The organism is Flavobacterium sp. ARAG 55.4 (assembly GCF_051846875.1).
In the GTDB taxonomy this organism is placed as follows: domain Bacteria; phylum Bacteroidota; class Bacteroidia; order Flavobacteriales; family Flavobacteriaceae; genus Flavobacterium; species Flavobacterium plantiphilum.
In genome coordinates, this window is the sequence record NZ_JBPYCT010000010.1 from 97203 (window position 1) to 114462 (window position 17260).

The 17260-nt window shown below is 33.9% G+C and carries 16 protein-coding genes; all 16 read left to right on the plus strand.

Annotated elements, in window-relative coordinates; all coding sequences use genetic code 11:
- Positions 1-29 precede the first annotated feature (29 nt).
- The 16 genes from ACSV4D_RS12140 to ACSV4D_RS12215 all read left to right on the plus strand — a co-directional run bounded on the left by ACSV4D_RS12140 (position 30) and on the right by ACSV4D_RS12215 (position 17257).
- Entirely contained in the window at positions 30-986 is a 957-nt protein-coding gene (locus ACSV4D_RS12140; RefSeq protein WP_439228480.1) for a UDP-3-O-(3-hydroxymyristoyl)glucosamine N-acyltransferase, read from the plus strand.
- A 144-nt stretch (positions 987-1130) separates the two neighbouring features.
- Complete coding sequence (sucD, locus tag ACSV4D_RS12145; protein ID WP_408079383.1) at positions 1131-2003, plus strand: succinate--CoA ligase subunit alpha; 873 nt, start codon at positions 1131-1133, stop codon at positions 2001-2003.
- Between the two features lie 206 nt (positions 2004-2209).
- Positions 2210-2632, plus strand: a complete 423-nt coding sequence (locus ACSV4D_RS12150; RefSeq protein ID WP_408079385.1) for a hypothetical protein — start codon at positions 2210-2212, stop codon at positions 2630-2632.
- A gap of 135 nt (positions 2633-2767) precedes the next feature.
- The gene (gene fabG, locus ACSV4D_RS12155) at positions 2768-3514 is read left to right on the plus strand and encodes a 3-oxoacyl-[acyl-carrier-protein] reductase (protein WP_439228481.1); all 747 of its coding nucleotides are present in this window, start codon (positions 2768-2770) and stop codon (positions 3512-3514) included.
- 109 nt (positions 3515-3623) lie between these two features.
- Positions 3624-5651: a hypothetical protein gene (locus ACSV4D_RS12160; RefSeq protein ID WP_439228482.1), complete on the plus strand. Its 2028-nt coding sequence runs from the start codon at positions 3624-3626 to the stop codon at positions 5649-5651.
- Between the two features lie 57 nt (positions 5652-5708).
- Positions 5709-6650 carry a YeiH family protein gene (locus ACSV4D_RS12165; protein ID WP_439228530.1) on the plus strand — a complete coding sequence of 314 codons (942 nt, stop codon included), beginning with the start codon at positions 5709-5711 and terminating at the stop codon, positions 6648-6650.
- 325 nt (positions 6651-6975) lie between these two features.
- Entirely contained in the window at positions 6976-7833 is an 858-nt protein-coding gene (hisG, locus tag ACSV4D_RS12170) for an ATP phosphoribosyltransferase (protein WP_439228483.1), read from the plus strand.
- A gap of 80 nt (positions 7834-7913) precedes the next feature.
- Positions 7914-9197, plus strand: a complete 1284-nt coding sequence (gene hisD, locus ACSV4D_RS12175; protein WP_439228484.1) for a histidinol dehydrogenase — start codon at positions 7914-7916, stop codon at positions 9195-9197.
- 115 nt (positions 9198-9312) lie between these two features.
- Positions 9313-10362, plus strand: coding sequence for a histidinol-phosphate transaminase (gene hisC, locus ACSV4D_RS12180; protein ID WP_439228485.1), 1050 nt, complete (start codon positions 9313-9315; stop codon positions 10360-10362).
- A 59-nt stretch (positions 10363-10421) separates the two neighbouring features.
- Positions 10422-11558 (plus strand): bifunctional histidinol-phosphatase/imidazoleglycerol-phosphate dehydratase HisB, encoded by a 1137-nt coding sequence (gene hisB / locus ACSV4D_RS12185; protein ID WP_439228486.1) that lies wholly within the window; start codon positions 10422-10424, stop codon positions 11556-11558.
- A gap of 67 nt (positions 11559-11625) precedes the next feature.
- Positions 11626-12213 carry an imidazole glycerol phosphate synthase subunit HisH gene (hisH, locus tag ACSV4D_RS12190; protein WP_439228487.1) on the plus strand — a complete coding sequence of 196 codons (588 nt, stop codon included), beginning with the start codon at positions 11626-11628 and terminating at the stop codon, positions 12211-12213.
- A gap of 82 nt (positions 12214-12295) precedes the next feature.
- Entirely contained in the window at positions 12296-13018 is a 723-nt protein-coding gene (hisA, locus tag ACSV4D_RS12195; RefSeq protein WP_439228488.1) for a 1-(5-phosphoribosyl)-5-[(5-phosphoribosylamino)methylideneamino]imidazole-4-carboxamide isomerase, read from the plus strand.
- A gap of 76 nt (positions 13019-13094) precedes the next feature.
- Positions 13095-13850 (plus strand): imidazole glycerol phosphate synthase subunit HisF, encoded by a 756-nt coding sequence (hisF, locus tag ACSV4D_RS12200; protein WP_439228489.1) that lies wholly within the window; start codon positions 13095-13097, stop codon positions 13848-13850.
- 102 nt (positions 13851-13952) lie between these two features.
- Positions 13953-14552 carry a bifunctional phosphoribosyl-AMP cyclohydrolase/phosphoribosyl-ATP diphosphatase HisIE gene (gene hisIE, locus ACSV4D_RS12205; protein ID WP_408079407.1) on the plus strand — a complete coding sequence of 200 codons (600 nt, stop codon included), beginning with the start codon at positions 13953-13955 and terminating at the stop codon, positions 14550-14552.
- 140 nt (positions 14553-14692) lie between these two features.
- Positions 14693-15826, plus strand: coding sequence for an alpha/beta hydrolase (locus tag ACSV4D_RS12210; protein ID WP_439228490.1), 1134 nt, complete (start codon positions 14693-14695; stop codon positions 15824-15826).
- Complete coding sequence (locus tag ACSV4D_RS12215) at positions 15827-17257, plus strand: leucyl aminopeptidase family protein (RefSeq protein ID WP_439228491.1); 1431 nt, start codon at positions 15827-15829, stop codon at positions 17255-17257. It abuts the gene before it with no gap.
- Positions 17258-17260 lie beyond the last annotated feature (3 nt).

The following is a 17260-nucleotide window of genomic DNA, read 5'->3' on the forward strand; positions in this document are numbered from 1 at the left end:
AATAGCATTTTTCAATCTTTACATAATTTATGAAATTTACAAGATCATATTCTTTAATAGAAATAGCAGGTTTACTTAATTGTGAATTTGTGGGTGATGAAAACTTTGAAGTTTTGGGCATGAATGAAATTCATGTGGTAGAGCAGGGGGATATTGTTTTTGTAGATCATCCTAAATATTATGACAAAGCTTTAAATTCTGCTGCAACTATTGTTTTAATTAATAAAAAAGTAGCTTGCCCGGAAGGAAAAGCACTTCTTATTTCAGATGATCCGTTTAGGGATTTCAATAAGCTAACCAATCATTTCAGACCTTTCCGGTCTTCGGGAGCTGCAATTTCTCCAACAGCAATCATTGGTGAAGGAACGGTTATTCAGCCTAATTCTTTTATAGGAAATAATGTTGTTATCGGGAAAAATTGTTTGATTCATTCGAATGTTTCTATTTACGATAATACCGTTATCGGTGATAATGTCATTATTCATGCAGGAACCATTCTTGGTGCTGATGCTTTTTATTATAAAAAACGTCCGGAAGGTTTTGATCAGTTGCTTTCAGGTGGTCGTGTTGTTATTAAAGACAATGTTGGTATTGGTGCACTTTGTACTATTGATAAAGGAGTTACCGGTGATACCACTATTGGCGAAGGTACTAAAATAGACAATCAGGTGCATGTAGGGCATGATACTGTTATTGGAAAAAAATGTTTGATTGCATCACAAACAGGAATTGCAGGTTGTGTAATTATCGAAGATGAAGTAACACTTTGGGGACAGGTAGGAATAACTAGTAGTGTTACTATTGGTGAAAAAACAGTCTTATTGGCTCAGGCCGGAGTAACTAAATCTTTAGCGGGCAATAAAGTTTATAATGGAAATCCTGCGCAAGAGTCAAGAGCATTTTTGAAACAAATGGCTAATATTAAGAAGATTCCTGAAATTCTGGATGAAATCGAATCTATAAAAAAAGAAAAAATTAATTATTGAATTTGTTTAAAAAAGGAATATTTTGTGTCGGAGTTAACAAAAGAATGTAATTACTAACTTTTTTTTGATAATAAAAAAGCCTGAAATAATTTCGAAAACCCTATTTTTGCATCACAAATTTAAAAATCATATAAAATATATATCATGAGTGTTTTAGTTAACAAAGATTCTAAAATAATTGTTCAAGGATTTACAGGAAGTGAAGGTACTTTTCACGCTTCTCAAATGATTGAATACGGGACAAACGTTGTAGGTGGTGTAACTCCGGGAAAAGGTGGTTCAACTCACTTAGATCTTCCTGTTTTTAATACTGTTAAAGATGCTGTTGAGCAAGCAGGTGCAGATACTTCTATCATTTTTGTACCGCCAGCTTTTGCTGCTGATGCAATTATGGAAGCTGCTGATGCAGGAATTAAAGTAATTATTGCAATTACAGAAGGAATTCCTGTTGCAGATATGATTAATGCTAACAACTACGTTAAAGAAAGAAATGCCAGATTAATTGGTCCTAACTGTCCGGGTGTAATCACTCCGGGTGAAGCTAAAGTTGGTATTATGCCAGGTTTTGTATTCAAAAAAGGAACTATCGGTATTGTGTCTAAATCAGGAACTTTAACTTATGAAGCTGCTGATCAGGTTGTAAAACAAGGATTAGGAATCACTACTGCAATTGGTATTGGTGGAGACCCAATCATAGGAACAACTACTAAAGAGGCAGTTGAATTATTAATGAATGACCCTGAAACGGAAGCAATCATTATGATTGGGGAAATTGGTGGACAATTAGAAGCTGATGCTGCTAAATGGATTAAAGCTGATGGTAACCGTAAGCCTGTAATTGGTTTCATCGCCGGAGAAACTGCTCCTGCTGGTAGAACTATGGGACATGCCGGTGCTATTGTTGGAGGTTCTGACGATACTGCTGCTGCAAAAAAACAAATCATGAGAGACAACGGAATTCACGTTGTTGATTCACCAGCTGAAATTGGTAAAAAAGTAAAAGAAGTTTTAGGTTAATCTCTAAAACTGAATTTTAAATAAATTAAGCCTCACATTTGTGGGGCTTTTTTAGTATAAAACAGAATTAAAGAAATACATTTGCACGCAATTAAAATCAGGCGTACTGATTTAGTATAAAATAATTAAAAAATTAATAATTGGTTTCCCAATGACTGGCATTCTGATCAGTCCTTTTTTTAGAAATCAATTCAAAAGAAAATAGTATGTATAAGGAATTAGAAGGTTTCAAAGTAAAAAATCAGTTTTCATTAACAATCGAAGATAGCCTGGAAGAAGTATGTAATGCTACTGAAGGCTCCGGAGTATTTTTAGTTTTTGATGTAGCTGAAGAAAAAGAATTAATCATGGTAGGTTCTACAGGAACCGTACAAAATGATGGCTCTTTGAAAACCAAAAATGGTGGATTGTATGACAAAATTGTAAACGGTCATCAATTTGCTAAAACAGGAAGAAAATATTCCTGGCCTGCACAAATGAAAAAAGAAGATATCAGCCGCTTAGAAGTGGTTTGGTACGAAACCTATAACGAAGATGAAAAAGTAATTCCTACTTTTGTTGAAGCACAGGTTTTACAAAACTTTTTAAGTGAAAATGCAAAGTTGCCTAGATGGAATGTTGCTTTCTAGTTCATTTTCAACACAATAAAACAGTGTTTTTAAAAGCCTTGCTTCGGTAAGGTTTTTTTTATAGCATAAATTTTATAAAACAGCTAAATCGTTTATATTTGTAACTCAATTTAGAAATAAACTTATTATCACAATATGAAATTACTTGAAGGAAAGGTAGCCATTATTACAGGCGCAAGTCGCGGAATTGGTAGAGGAATTGCAGAAGTTTTTGCAAAAAATGGTGCCGATGTGGCTTTTACTTACAGCTCATCTGCTGAATCAGCTTTAGCCTTAGAAAATGAATTAAATGCTTTAGGTATTAAAGCTAAGGGTTATAAATCAAATGCAGCTGATTTTGAAGAAGCGCAAACTTTAGTAGATACGGTTTTAGCTGATTTTGGTACAGTAGATATTTTAATCAACAATGCCGGAATCACTAAAGACAATTTGTTAATGCGTATGTCAGAGGCTGATTTTGATCAGGTAATTGATGTGAATTTGAAATCGGTTTTTAATATGACTAAAGCCATTCAAAAAACATTCTTGAAAAAACGTGCCGGTTCCATTATCAATATTAGTTCAGTAGTAGGGGTTTCCGGAAATGCAGGACAAACTAACTATGCTGCTTCAAAAGCTGGTGCTATTGGATTTACAAAATCGGTAGCTTTAGAGCTAGGTTCCCGTAATATTCGTTGCAATGCTATTGCACCAGGATTTATTGAAACTGAAATGACAGCTAAATTAAGCGAAGATGTCGTAAAAGGATGGAGAGAAGGAATTCCGTTGAAACGTGGAGGAACTACTGAAGACGTTGCAAATGCTTGTTTGTTCTTAGCTTCAGACATGAGTGCTTATGTTACAGGACAAGTATTAAATGTTTGCGGAGGAATGCTAACATAAATCATATTCAAAGATTTAATGATTTAAGAATTTAAAGATTTTTTATATTCGTAAATGTTTAAAATTTTTAAATTATTTAATTTTTCAATCTTTAAATTAATAAAAATAAATGACAACAAACACCATTCTACTTATTATTCTTTCTGTAATAGTAGCTGCTGGTTTGTCATACTTTCAATATTATTATAAAGCCAGGAGTAAATCTAAAATTAATTTACTCTTGGCTTTTTTACGTTTTTCAGCCATTTTTGGGCTGCTGTTATTGTTGATAAATCCAATCATTACAAGCAATACTACGGTAGTCGAAAAACCAACTTTGGCGCTTGTTGTTGATAATTCCAGTTCTGTTGCTTATTTAAAATCGGATAAGCTGGCAACTGAATTGTATTTAAAAATTGCGACTAATGCAGCTTTAAAGGAAAAATACACTGTTCAATCGTTTCAGTTCGATTCGGATTTTTTGCCTTTTCAACAATTGGATTTTAAAGGAACGCAAACACATGTAGATGCTGTAGCCAAAGATTTAAAAGCAATTAATAAAAACAGTACATTTCCAACGGTTTTAATTAGCGATGGGAACCAAACGTCAGGAAATGATTATGTGTATAGTTTTGATACTTCTAATAAAGTTTTTCCCATTATTTTAGGAGATACGACTCAGGTTTTAGATTTGAAAATCAACCAACTGAATGTCAATAAATATGCTTTTCTAAAAAATCAATTTCCGGTTGAAGTTTTTTTGCAATATTCGGGAACAAAAAGTATAACTGCTGATTTTAAAATTTCGCAAGGAAATTCGGTTTTAAGCAAACAAAAAGTAAGTTTCTCTCCAACTAAAAATACGGCGGTTGTTAATGTGCTTTTAACAGCCAATAAAATAGGGTCGCAGTTGTATAAAGCAACTTTGATTTCGACTGAAAAAGAAAAAAACAGCTACAACAATACTAAGAATTTTGCCGTTGAAGTTTTAGATCAAAAATCTACTGTGGCTATTGTTTCTGCCATAAATCATCCGGATATTGCTGCATTAAAAAGAGCAATTGAATCTAATGCACAACGTAAAGTGGTTGTTGTTAACCCAAAACAAATCAATCAATTAACGGATTATAATGTTTTGGTTTTGTATCAGCCTACAGCGGAGTTTAAAGCTGTTTTTGATTCGAATAAATTAGATAAAATCAATACTTTTATCATTACAGGAACGCATACTGATTTTAATTTTTTAAACCAGCAGCAAAGCAATTTAGAGTTTAAAATGACTACCCAAAAAGAAGATTATTTGGCTGCATTTAATTCGCAATTCAATCTCTTTGCTATTGATGATATTGGTTTTGAAAATTTCCCACCATTGCAAAATCCTTATGGAAAAATCAATGTAAAAGGGAATACATCGGTGTTACTTTCTTCTAAAATTAGAAATATCGATACTCAAGCTCCGTTGCTAGCATTTAGCGAAAATCAAGGAACTCGTGCTGCATATTTATTGGGAGAAAACAGTTGGAAATGGCGTTTAGAAAGTCATAATCAAAATGATTCTTTTGAGAAGTATGATATTTTTATAGATAAAATTATTCAATTTTTAGCTTCTAATAATGCTAAGAAATCATTAGTAGTTAATCATGAAAGTTTTTACAACTCAGGAGAAGCTATCGAAATTACAGCTCAATATTTTAATAAAAACTACGAGTTTGACGAAAAGGCTCATCTGACCATTACACTTGTCAATGCGAAAATCAAAGCCTCAAAAAGTTATGATTTATTGAAAGGTAATAATGCTTACAAAGTAAATCTTGACGGTTTATCGGCTGGGAGTTATAATTTTAGGATAAAAGAATTGAATTCAAAAGCAAGTTATTCTAGTCATTTTGAAATATTAGATTTTGATATCGAAAAGCAATTTGTAAATCCAGATGTTGTTCGATTAAAACAATTAGCTAGTTTAACACAGGGAAAAGTCTATTTTCCTAATCAAGTTGATAGTTTAATTCAGTCGCTATTAGAAGATGAAAATTATAAAACTATCGAAAAAACAAACAGTAGCCGTTCGCCTTTAGTGGATTGGAAGTGGTTACTGGTCTTAATTTGCAGCTTTTTTGCAATTGAATGGTTTGTTAGAAAATACCATGGTTTACTATAAATTTAATAGAAGTATTAGCTCTTGAAAAAACAAACAAAACTTTTTCCTGAAAACGGAATTTTTAATTTAGAAAAACACAGCAGAACACAGCAAATTATCTTTGTATGCTTGTTATTAATATGTTTGACAGGCTATATAACACCGCCCATTGCTTTGTTGTTAGGATTGCTTGTGGCTAATATTTCCGGGCATCCTTGGTTGCATTTGAATCATAAAATTATTCACGTTTTATTGCAGGTTTCGGTTGTAGGATTGGGTTTTGGAATGAATGTTACTAATGCTTTATTGTCCAGTAAACAAGGATTTATGTTAACTGTGGCTACTTTGTTTAGTACCATTTTAATTGGAGTGTTTTTAGGAAAATGGTTCAAAACAGATAAAAAAATTACTCACTTGATTTCTTGCGGAACTGCTATTTGCGGTGGAAGTGCCATTGCAGCTATTACGCCGGTAATTCAATCAGATGAAAAACAAACCTCAATTGCTTTAGGAGTTATTTTTATTCTGAATTCTATAGCCTTGTTTTTGTTTCCGGCTATTGGACATTATTTAAATCTTTCTCAGGAACATTTTGGATTGTGGTGTGCTTTATCCATTCACGATACGAGTTCGGTGGTAGGAGCGGCTAATAAATACGGTGCTGTGGCTTTACAAATAGCTACTACGGTAAAATTAGCTCGCGCTTTATGGATTATTCCAATTGTATTGCTTACCAGTGTATTGTTTAAAAATAAAGCCAGTAAGATAAAAATCCCTTATTTTATTGGATTTTTCATACTGGCTATGATTGTAAATACTTATGTTCCGCAAATGGCAATTGTAAGTCCGTATATCGTTGCTGTTGCAAAAGTGGGACTTACGGTAACCTTATTTTTTATTGGTTCCGGATTGAGTAGTTCTGTTTTACTAGCGGTTGGAATCAAACCTTTGATACAAGGAATCTTATTATGGGGCTTTATCGCAACTTTATCTTTACTGGCTATTTTGTATTTTAATTAGAAAACACAAAATTATACGTCCAAAATAATGAATCAGGTAACTCACATGGTTTTTAATATTTTCTAAACATTTAGTTAAATTAAAAATTTGTTTGTAATGTTTTTATCTCTTATATTTGCGCAACAAAATACGAATACAAAATTATAATGTTATCAAATCAATTGCATCATCATCATTCACATTATTGCTCTCAGGCGATGTGTTAATGGTATGTGTGTAAGTCATCATATTAATAAACCCGTTTGAGTACATCAAACGGGTTTTTCATTGTGTGTTAAGTCCTTTGTACTCAAACACATTCAATAAAACATAAAAAAACAAAACAATGAGTACGTTAAAAATTGCAATTCAAAAATCAGGAAGATTAAACGAAGACAGTATCCAAATTCTTAAAGATGCGGGGATTTCTATCAACAATGGTATTGATCAGTTAAAAGCTGAAGCTTCTAATTTTCCGTTAGAAGTTTTGTATTTAAGAAACTCCGATATTCCTCAATATTTGATTGATGGAGTAGTAGATATCGCTATAGTTGGGGATAATTTATTGGTTGAAAAAGGAAAAAACATTGAAGTTATTCAAAAATTAGGTTTTTCTAAATGTAAGGTTTCAATCGCTGTACCTAAAACATTTGAATACAATTCTATCCAGGATTTAGAAGGTTTGCGTGTAGCGACTTCGTATCCAAATACGGTAATTGATTTCTGTAAGTCAAAAGGAGTAACAGTTGATATTCACCAAATTTCTGGTTCGGTAGAAATTGCGCCAAACATTGGTCTGGCCGATGCAATTGTAGATATTGTTTCCAGCGGAAGTACTTTGTTTAAAAATAATTTGAAAGAAGTAGAAGTAATTTTTAAAAGCGAAGCGGTTTTAGCGGTTTCTCCAAAAGTTTCTGCTGATTCTCAAAAAATCATTGATACTTTAAAATTCCGAATCGAATCGGTATTAAGAGCGCGTAAATCAAAATATATTTTGATGAATGTTCCAAACGATAAAATTGAAGCGGTAAGCAGTATTCTTCCCGTTTTAAAAAGTGCCACAGTAATGCCTTTGGCTCAGGAAGGATGGAGTAGTGTGCACACTGTGATTGACAAAGATACTTTCTGGGAAGTAATTGACCAATTGAAAGCAGCCGGTGCCGAAGGAATTTTGGTTTGCCCAATTGAGAAAATGGTACTTTAATTAAGTTGTAAGGTTGAAGTATTAAGTGAGAAATTAATTTTTAAATCTTTCAATTTTTCAATCATTTAATTAAAAAAATAATGAACAAAATATACAATCCAACACCTGATACTTGGACTTCTATTTTAGAAAGACCAACCAAAACGGTAAATGATATTGAAGGAACAGTAAAAGAAATATTTGCTGCCGTTCAAAAAGAGGGAGATGTGGCTGTAGCCAAATATACGATGCAATTTGATGGCGTTTCTTTTGAAAATATCGAAGTAACAACTGCAGAAATTGAAACAGCTGTAGCAAGTTTATCAAACGATTTAAAAGAAGCGATTGCTTTGGCGAAAGCCAATGTGGAGACTTTTCATAAAGCGCAAAAAACAACCCGAGTTTCAGTAGAAACAGCTCCGGGAGTACAATGCTGGCAGGAAAAAAGACCAATTCAAAAAGTAGGTTTATACATTCCCGGCGGAACTGCTCCTTTATTTTCTACGGTATTAATGCTAGCTGTTCCTGCTAAAATTGCAGGTTGTAGCGAAATTGTTTTGTGCTCACCTCCGGATAAAAACGGAAATATCAATCCTGCTATTTTGTATGCTGCCAATTTGTGCGGTGTGACTAAAATCATCAAAGTAGGTGGGATTCAAGCGATTGCCGGAATGACTTTTGGAACACAAGCAATTCCTAAAGTGTATAAAATTTTTGGGCCTGGAAACCAATATGTAACGGTAGCGAAACAATTGGCAACCCAATTTGGTGTCGCTATTGATATGCCTGCCGGACCATCTGAATTGTTAGTTGTAGCCGATGATACTGCGGTTCCTGCTTTTGTAGCTTCGGATTTGTTAAGTCAGGCGGAACATGGAACGGACAGTCAGGTAATTTTAGTTTCGACTTCCAAAGCGATGATGGATGCTGTTGAAAACGAAATCCAATCCCAATTAGAAGTGTTGCCAAGAAAAAACATTGCCGAAAAAGCCATTGCGAATTCTAAATTGATTTTTGTCGAAAACGATGCTATTGCATTGGATTTAATCAATGAATATGGTCCGGAGCACTTTATTGTTTGCACGGCCACTAACGATTTGTATGTTGATGGAATCCAGAATGCTGGTTCGGTTTTTATAGGCAATTATACACCAGAAAGCGCCGGAGATTATGCTTCAGGAACCAATCATACGTTACCAACGAATGGTTATGCTAAAAATTACAGCGGTGTAAATCTGGATAGCTTTATGAAATCAATGACCTTCCAGAAAATTTCTGAAACAGGAATTCAAAACATTGGAAGCGCCATAGAAATCATGGCAGAAGCCGAAGGTTTACAGGCGCATAAGAATGCGGTAACGTTGAGATTGAAAAGTTTAGAATAAGAAGCAAGAGACAAGAAGCGAGAAGAAAGAGAAGAAAAATATAGATTTCGTTTAGAAGTCTTTGTTCTTGCTTCTTTCCTCTTTTCTCTAAAAATGAAAAAAAAATGAAAAAAAAATGAAAAATTTCGATATAAATAATTTAGTTCGTGCGAATGTGAAGGTGTTGAAGCCTTATTCATCTGCGCGTGATGAGTTTGAAGATTTTGATACAGCCAATATGGTTTTCTTGGATGCCAATGAAAATCCTTATCAAAACGGGGTCAATCGTTATCCTGATCCACAGCAAAACAGTGTAAAAGCAGTTTTGGCAAAAAACAAAGGTTTGAATACCAACCAAATTTTACTAGGAAACGGAAGCGATGAAGTACTGGATTTGTTGTTTAGAGCTTTTTGTGAGCCTAAAGAAGACAATGTCATTTCTTTGCCACCTACTTATGGAATGTATGGGGTGCTGGCAAACATCAACAATGTAGAGCACAAAGAAATTGTTCTTTCTGAAAGTTTCCAACCGAGAGTAGAAGCTATTCTAGAAGCGGTTACTCCAAATACAAAAATCATCTTTTTGTGTTCACCAAATAACCCAACAGGAAATTCGTTTACCGAAGAAAGTGTAACAACATTATTAGAAAAATTCAATGGTTTTGTCGTAATTGACGAAGCTTATATTGACTTTTCAGATAAGGCAAGCTGGTTAGCAAAATTAGACCTATATCCTAATTTAATCATTACACAAACGCTTTCTAAAGCTTATGGATTAGCAGGAATTCGTTTGGGAATTTGTTATGGTGCTGCTGAAGTGATAGCAGTTTTAAACAAAATTAAACCTCCGTACAACGTAAACGAATTAACGCAACAAAGAGCTTTAGAAAGATTAAAAAATCAAAATAAAATTAATAATGAAATCACTTCAATTATAGCTCAAAGAGAATCTTTACTTAAAGTTTTGAATGAAGTTTCTTTTGTAGAGAAAATTTACCCTTCTGAAGCTAATTTTATTTTAGCAAAAGTAGATGATGCTAACAAACGTTATGATGAATTGATTGGGAAAGGAATTGTGATTCGTAACAGAACAACGCAACCACTTTGTGAAAACTGCTTACGTTTTACTATTGGAACAGAAAGTGAAAATTCAGTTTTAATAAATGCTTTAAAAGAATTGAAATAATAAAGACCACGGAGGAAACAGGTTTTAAATCTGTGAAATTTGTGTTTAAAATATAAAAAATGAAAAAAGTACTTTTTATAGATCGTGATGGAACGATTGTTTTAGAACCGGAAGGATACCAATTAGACAGTTTGGAAAAATTAGAGTTTTATCCAAAAGCTTTTCAATATTTGGCTAAAATTGCTGCCGAATTGGATTATGAATTGGCAATGGTAACAAATCAGGATGGTTTGGGAACTGCTAGTTTTCCGGAAGATACTTTTTGGCCTACACAGGATTTTATCCTGAAGGCGTTTCAAAACGAAGGGGTGTTATTTGATGATATTTTTATCGATCGTTCTTTTCCGGAAGACAATGCGCCAACTCGTAAACCTAGAACAGGAATGTTGACAAAATACATTGACAACCCAAATTATGATTTGGCAAACTCTTTTGTTCTTGGCGACAGACTTACAGATATTGAATTAGCTAAAAACTTGGGAGCAAAAGCAATCTTTTTAAATACAACTGATGGTGCCGGAAGTACTGAAATTAGTGCGAAAAGAGAAGAATTAGACGCTGTTATTGCATTACAATCTACTGATTGGAAAAAGATATATGAGTTTTTAAAATTAGAAGCGCGCACCGCTACTATTAGCAGAAAAACGCACGAAACGGATATTTATATCAAGTTGAATTTGGACGGAACAGGAAAAAGCAACATCGATACCGGAATTGCCTTTTTTGACCACATGTTGGACCAAATTTCCCGTCATGGTCAAATGGACTTGGACATTAAAGTAAAAGGAGATTTAGAAGTTGACGAGCACCACACTATTGAAGATACTGCAATTGCTTTAGGAGAAGTTTACGCTAAGGCTTTAGGAAATAAATTAGGAATTGAGCGTTACGGTTTTTGTCTACCAATGGATGATTGTTTAGCGCAAGTAGCGATTGATTTTGGTGGTAGAAACTGGTTAATTTGGGAAACGGAATTTAAACGTGAAATGGTAGGAAAGATGCCAACAGAGATGTTTTTTCACTTTTTTAAATCGTTTTCTGATGGAGCTAAAGCCAACATCAATATCAAAGCGGAAGGCGATAACGAACATCACAAAATTGAGGCTATCTTTAAAGCTTTTGCGAAAGCAATAAAAGTAGCGGTAAAACGTGATACGGAAAAAATGATTTTGCCAAGCACGAAAGGGATGCTTTAAAAGTTTATGGTTGTCGGTTGATAGTTGTTGGCTATCAATGGACAACGGACAACTAACAATAAAAAAAATGAAAATAGTTATCATAAATTACGGAGCAGGAAACATTCAGAGCATTATTTTTGCCATCGAAAGATTGGGATTTCATGCTGTTTTGAGTAATGATCCAGCCGAAATCAAAGCTGCTGATAAAGTGATTTTTCCAGGAGTGGGAGAAGCTAGTTACGCTATGAAAATGCTAAAGGAAAGTGGTTTAGATGCTTTGATTCCAACGCTAACTCAGCCTGTTTTGGGTATTTGTCTGGGGATGCAATTGATGTGCAAACACACTCAGGAAGGAAACACAGACGGGTTGGGGATTTTTGATGTGGATGTAGTTAAGTTTTCTCCAAAAGTGAAAGTACCACAAATGGGATGGAACACGATTTATAATCTAAAATCGGGATTGTTTAAGGATGTAGCTGAAAACGAATACATGTATTTGGTACACAGTTTTTATGCGCCATTATGTGCTGAAACCATTGCTACAACCGATTACGAAATGGCGTATTCATCGGCTTTAGAAAATAAAAATTTCTTTGGAACACAATTCCACCCGGAAAAAAGTGGTGATGTAGGAGAGAAAATTTTAGGAAATTTTCTTGAATTAAATAATTAAAAGATTTAAGAATTTAAAGATTAGCGTTTTAGATAAACAATCTTTAAATCATTGAATCTTTAAATCTTTAAATTAAAATATAATGAGAATAATACCAGCTATAGACATCATCGACGGAAAATGCGTGCGTTTGTCCAAAGGAGATTATAATACTAAAATCATATACAACGAAAATCCGCTTGAAGTAGCCAAAGAATTTGAAGCACACGGAATCGAATATTTACATTTGGTAGATTTAGACGGAGCAAAATCAAGCCGAATTGTAAATCATAAAATATTAGAGCAAATTGCGACTAAAACAAGTTTAAAAATTGATTTTGGTGGTGGACTAAAAGCAGATTCTGATTTGAAAATTGCTTTCGAAAGTGGTGCAAACCAAATTACAGGAGGAAGTATTGCGGTAAAAAACCGTGAAGTTTTTGAACAATGGATTTCTAAATTTGGTGCCGATAAAATTATTTTAGGTGCCGATGCAAATAACGAAAAAGTAGCGGTTTCAGGATGGTTAGAAGAATCAAAGGAAGATTTAGTTCCTTTTATTCAAAATTATCAGTCTAAAGGAATTGAATATGTAATTTGTACGGATATTGCCAAAGACGGAATGCTGGAAGGCCCAAGTTTTGATTTATATGCTAAAATTCTATCGAAAGCTAAAGGTTTAAAATTAATCGCTTCGGGTGGAATTTCGACTTTTGATGAATTGCCTAAATTAGCCGAATTAGGTTGTGAAGGAACGATAATTGGAAAAGCAATTTACGAAGGAAGAATTTCGTTGAAACAATTGGAACAATATATAATAGGTTAATAGTTGATAGTTGTCGGTTGATAGTTTGTACCATTGACCAATAGCCAACAACCAATAACCAACAACTTTAAAAACAATGCTTACAAAAAGAATAATCCCTTGTCTGGATATCAAAAACGGAAGAACCGTAAAAGGTGTTAATTTCGTAGATTTGCGTGATGCGGGTGATCCGGTGGAATTGGCAAAAATTTATTCGGATGAAGGTGCGGATGAATTGGTGTTTTTGGATATCTCGGCAACGGAAGAAAGAAGAAGAACTTTAGTAGATTTAGTTCGAAAAGTAGCGGCAACCATTAATATACCATTTACTGTAGGTGGTGGAATTTCAGCAGTTTCGGATGTGGAAGTGCTTTTGCAAAATGGAGCCGACAAGGTTTCCATCAATTCCTCGGCAGTAAAGAATCCGCAATTAATTAATGATTTGGCTCAAAAATTTGGAAGTCAATGTGTAGTTGTTGCGATTGATGCCAAACAAATTGATGGCGAATGGATGGTGCATTTGGTTGGTGGAAAAGTACCTACTGACATCAAATTGTTCGATTGGGCACAAGAAGTAGAGCAGAGAGGAGCAGGGGAAATCTTGTTTACTTCAATGAACCACGATGGTACTAAAAATGGATTTGCTAATGAAGCTTTGGCAAAATTGTCTAGCTTAGTTAATATTCCTATTATTGCATCGGGAGGAGCAGGAAATATGCAGCATTTTGCAGATACTTTTATTGATGGAAAGGCAGATGCCGCTTTGGCAGCGAGTGTTTTCCATTTTAAAGAAATCGAAATCAAGGCTTTGAAAAAAGAACTTAAAAATAACAATATAGAAGTTAGATTATAGAAAATAGAGTAAAGAATAAAGAGAAAAGATATATTGTTGTAATGATTTTCTTTGTCCTTGCTTCTTTCTTCTTTTCTCTTTCTAAAAAAAATAATTATAAAAATGGAAATAGATTTTTCAAGATTGGCTCATGGATTAATTCCGGCCATTATTCAAGATAGTGAAACCAAAAATGTGTTGATGTTAGGCTATATGAACGTAGCAGCTTATCAAAAAACAATTGAAACAGGCAAAGTAACTTTTTTCAGCCGTTCTAAACAGCGTCTTTGGACAAAAGGGGAAGAAAGTGGACACTTTTTGAATCTGGTGAATATCAAAAACGATTGTGATGAGGACACTTTATTGATTCAGGCAAAACCTGTAGGACCAACTTGTCATACAGGAGCAGATACCTGCTGGCAAACACCAAATGAAACCAGTTATGGATTTATTTCAGAATTAGAAAAAACGATTCAGTCTCGAAAAGAAAATGCTGATTCTGAACAAAGTTATGTGGCTTCGCTTTTTGCGAAGGGAATTAATAAAATAGCTCAAAAAGTAGGGGAAGAGGCTGTAGAAGTAGTTATTGAGGCGAAAGATGCAAATGACGATTTATTTTTAAGCGAAAGTGCCGATTTACTTTTCCATTATTTAATTTTATTACAAGCCAAAGGATATAAGCTGGATGATGTGATGAATGTTTTAAAAAGCCGTCAGAAATAGCATCTATATTTTGTGTTAATTTATTGTAAAAACGAGTCAATTGGAGATTAAATTTCCTCAGTTGACTCGTTTTCATTTTTACACCAAAGTCCAATCTGTTATATTTACAACAGAAATTAATTATTTATAATCAATACCTTATGATTTTTGATAAGACTCATTTTTCAGAAGCATTCATCGATACTAAAATAGAAACAGGATTACATATCATACTTACAACAGACGAAGACGATTCCCGTTCCGTTTATATATCCGGAAATTTTAATGACTGGCGTACTCAGGATAAAGATTTTATGATGGAAAAAGTAGGTACTGGTTTGTATCATTTTAAATTCACTCATGATTTTAATTATCCTGAAGTTTTATTGTATAAGTTCACTAAAGGAGATTGGAGTGCTGTTGAAATAGGTGCTAACGAAGAGCGAACAGAAAATCGTTTTACATCTAAACATACAGGTATTCAAAATGAACATGTTTTTCGCTGGAGAAAAAACTGGATGCCATTCAAGCCTAATTTTTTGCCACAAATTCAGTTAATTTCTGATGAGTTTGAAATCCCGCAATTAAACACTACCCGTAAAGTCTGGGCACTATTACCACATGATTATGATTTTTCCAATGAAAGTTATCCTGTGATGTATTTACAGGATGCACAGAATTTATTTAATGAAAATGCGGAATACGGCAATTGGGAAATTGATAAAAAACTGGCTGTAATGTCCGAATACAATGTGGGTAAAATCATTGTTATTGCTGTAGAACATGCAGAAGAAGACCGGGTTAAAGAATACAATGTTGGGAAAACAGTTTTAGGAAAAGGACAGGGTAAAAAATATATTAAATTTTTAGCAGAAACCCTGAAACCATATGTTGACAGTAACTTCAGAACAAAAAAAGAAAGAGAATTTACCGGAATAGGAGGCAGTTCTATGGGAGCTTTGGTCAGTATTTTTTCCGGTTTGCGTTATCCTGAAATTTTTGGTAAATTAATGATTTTTTCACCTTCGCTTTGGGTAGCTCCTAAAATGAAAATCAAAAACTATGAGGATTCCGGAAATACAAAAATTTATTTATACGCAGGCGGAGAGGAGAGTGAAACCATGATTGAGCATGTAGAAACTTTTAAAAACCGGATGCTTGAAAGTGAATTTGTTACAGATAAAATGAAAATCAATCTTAGTATTAATAAGTTAGGAAAACACAATGAAACTTATTGGAGTGACGAATTTCCCAAAGCTATAGAATGGCTGTTTTTTAACACAAAGGAAAATTAAATGATAACAACAAAAATTGATAGTTTAGAAAATTTTTCAGGAACAATATTAATTCCTGTTTTTGAAACAACAGAAAAAAATCTAATCCCTGTTAAATTTGACGATTTAGAAATTCCTTCTTCTGTTTTTTATGGTAAAAAAGACAGCACATATCTAACTCAAAAAGGAGAAAATTTATATTTATTTATTGGTATAGGAAAAAATCCGGATTATAAATCATTAAAAACAATATTCAGAAGAATTTCTTTTAAAGAAAAAAAACTTTTTAATAAAAAACTATGTCTTTTTTTACCCGAAGAATTTGCTTCTGAACAGGCAGAAGCTGCTATGTCAGGTTTGCTTTTAGGAACGTATGATTTAGGGCATTATAAAGAACAGGAAAAGCATCCGTTTTTAAAAGCAGATTTTGAATTAAATATATTAGCTGTTCAGGATTATTCTGTTTGGCTTAGCAAAGCTATAAAAATAGCCCGTGCCCAGTTAGAAACACTCTCGTTAGTTGATTTACCACCCAATAAGGTAACACCTAAATACCTGGCGTTATGGGCACAGGATAAAGGTATTCAATACGGTTTTGATGTAAAAGTACTGGGGCTGGAAGACGCTAAAAAAGAATATTTGGGCGCCTTTGTAGCTGTGGGAAGAGGCAGTGATAACGAAGCCCAGTTTGTAATTATGAATTACACGCCTAAAATTGCTCCTGCTTCATTAAAACATGTAGGACTTGTAGGCAAAGGAATTACGTTTGATACAGGTGGTCTGAATATCAAAACATCCGGTATGGTGCATATGAAGTGTGATATGGCCGGTGGCGCTGCTGTTTTTGGTGCCATGCAGCTCATTGCTGATTTACAACTGCCGGTACGCGTTACCGCTATTGTTCCCTGTGCGGAAAATGCAGTGGACAATAAATCATTTCTGCCCAGTGAAGTTATCCATAGCTACAGTGGGAACTCTATTGAAATCATTGATACCGATGCTGAAGGCCGTCTAATCTTAGCCGACGGTTTATCGTATTTAATTAAAAATTACAAACCGGAGTATATTATAGATATTGCAACTTTAACAGGGAGTAGTGTTGGGACTTTTGGCTATGAATGTGGTGCTTTGTTTACTAATAATGAATTTATTTCTAAAAAAATTCAGGAAACAGGAACATCCATTGGTGAACGATTATGGCCATTACCTTTATGGGATGCTTATAAAGATGATATTGAAAGTGATATTGCCGATGTGAAAAATTTTAGTGGAAAACCGGTAGCAGGGGCCATTAGTGCAGCAAAATTTTTAGAGTTTTTTACTAAAGAACATCCTGCCTGGGCACATTTAGATATTGCCGGAGTAGCATTTGGCGATGATGAATTTGCAAAAAGTAAACATGCAACTGCTTATGGTGTTCATTTATTAACTAAATTCATAGAAAATTTATGAATT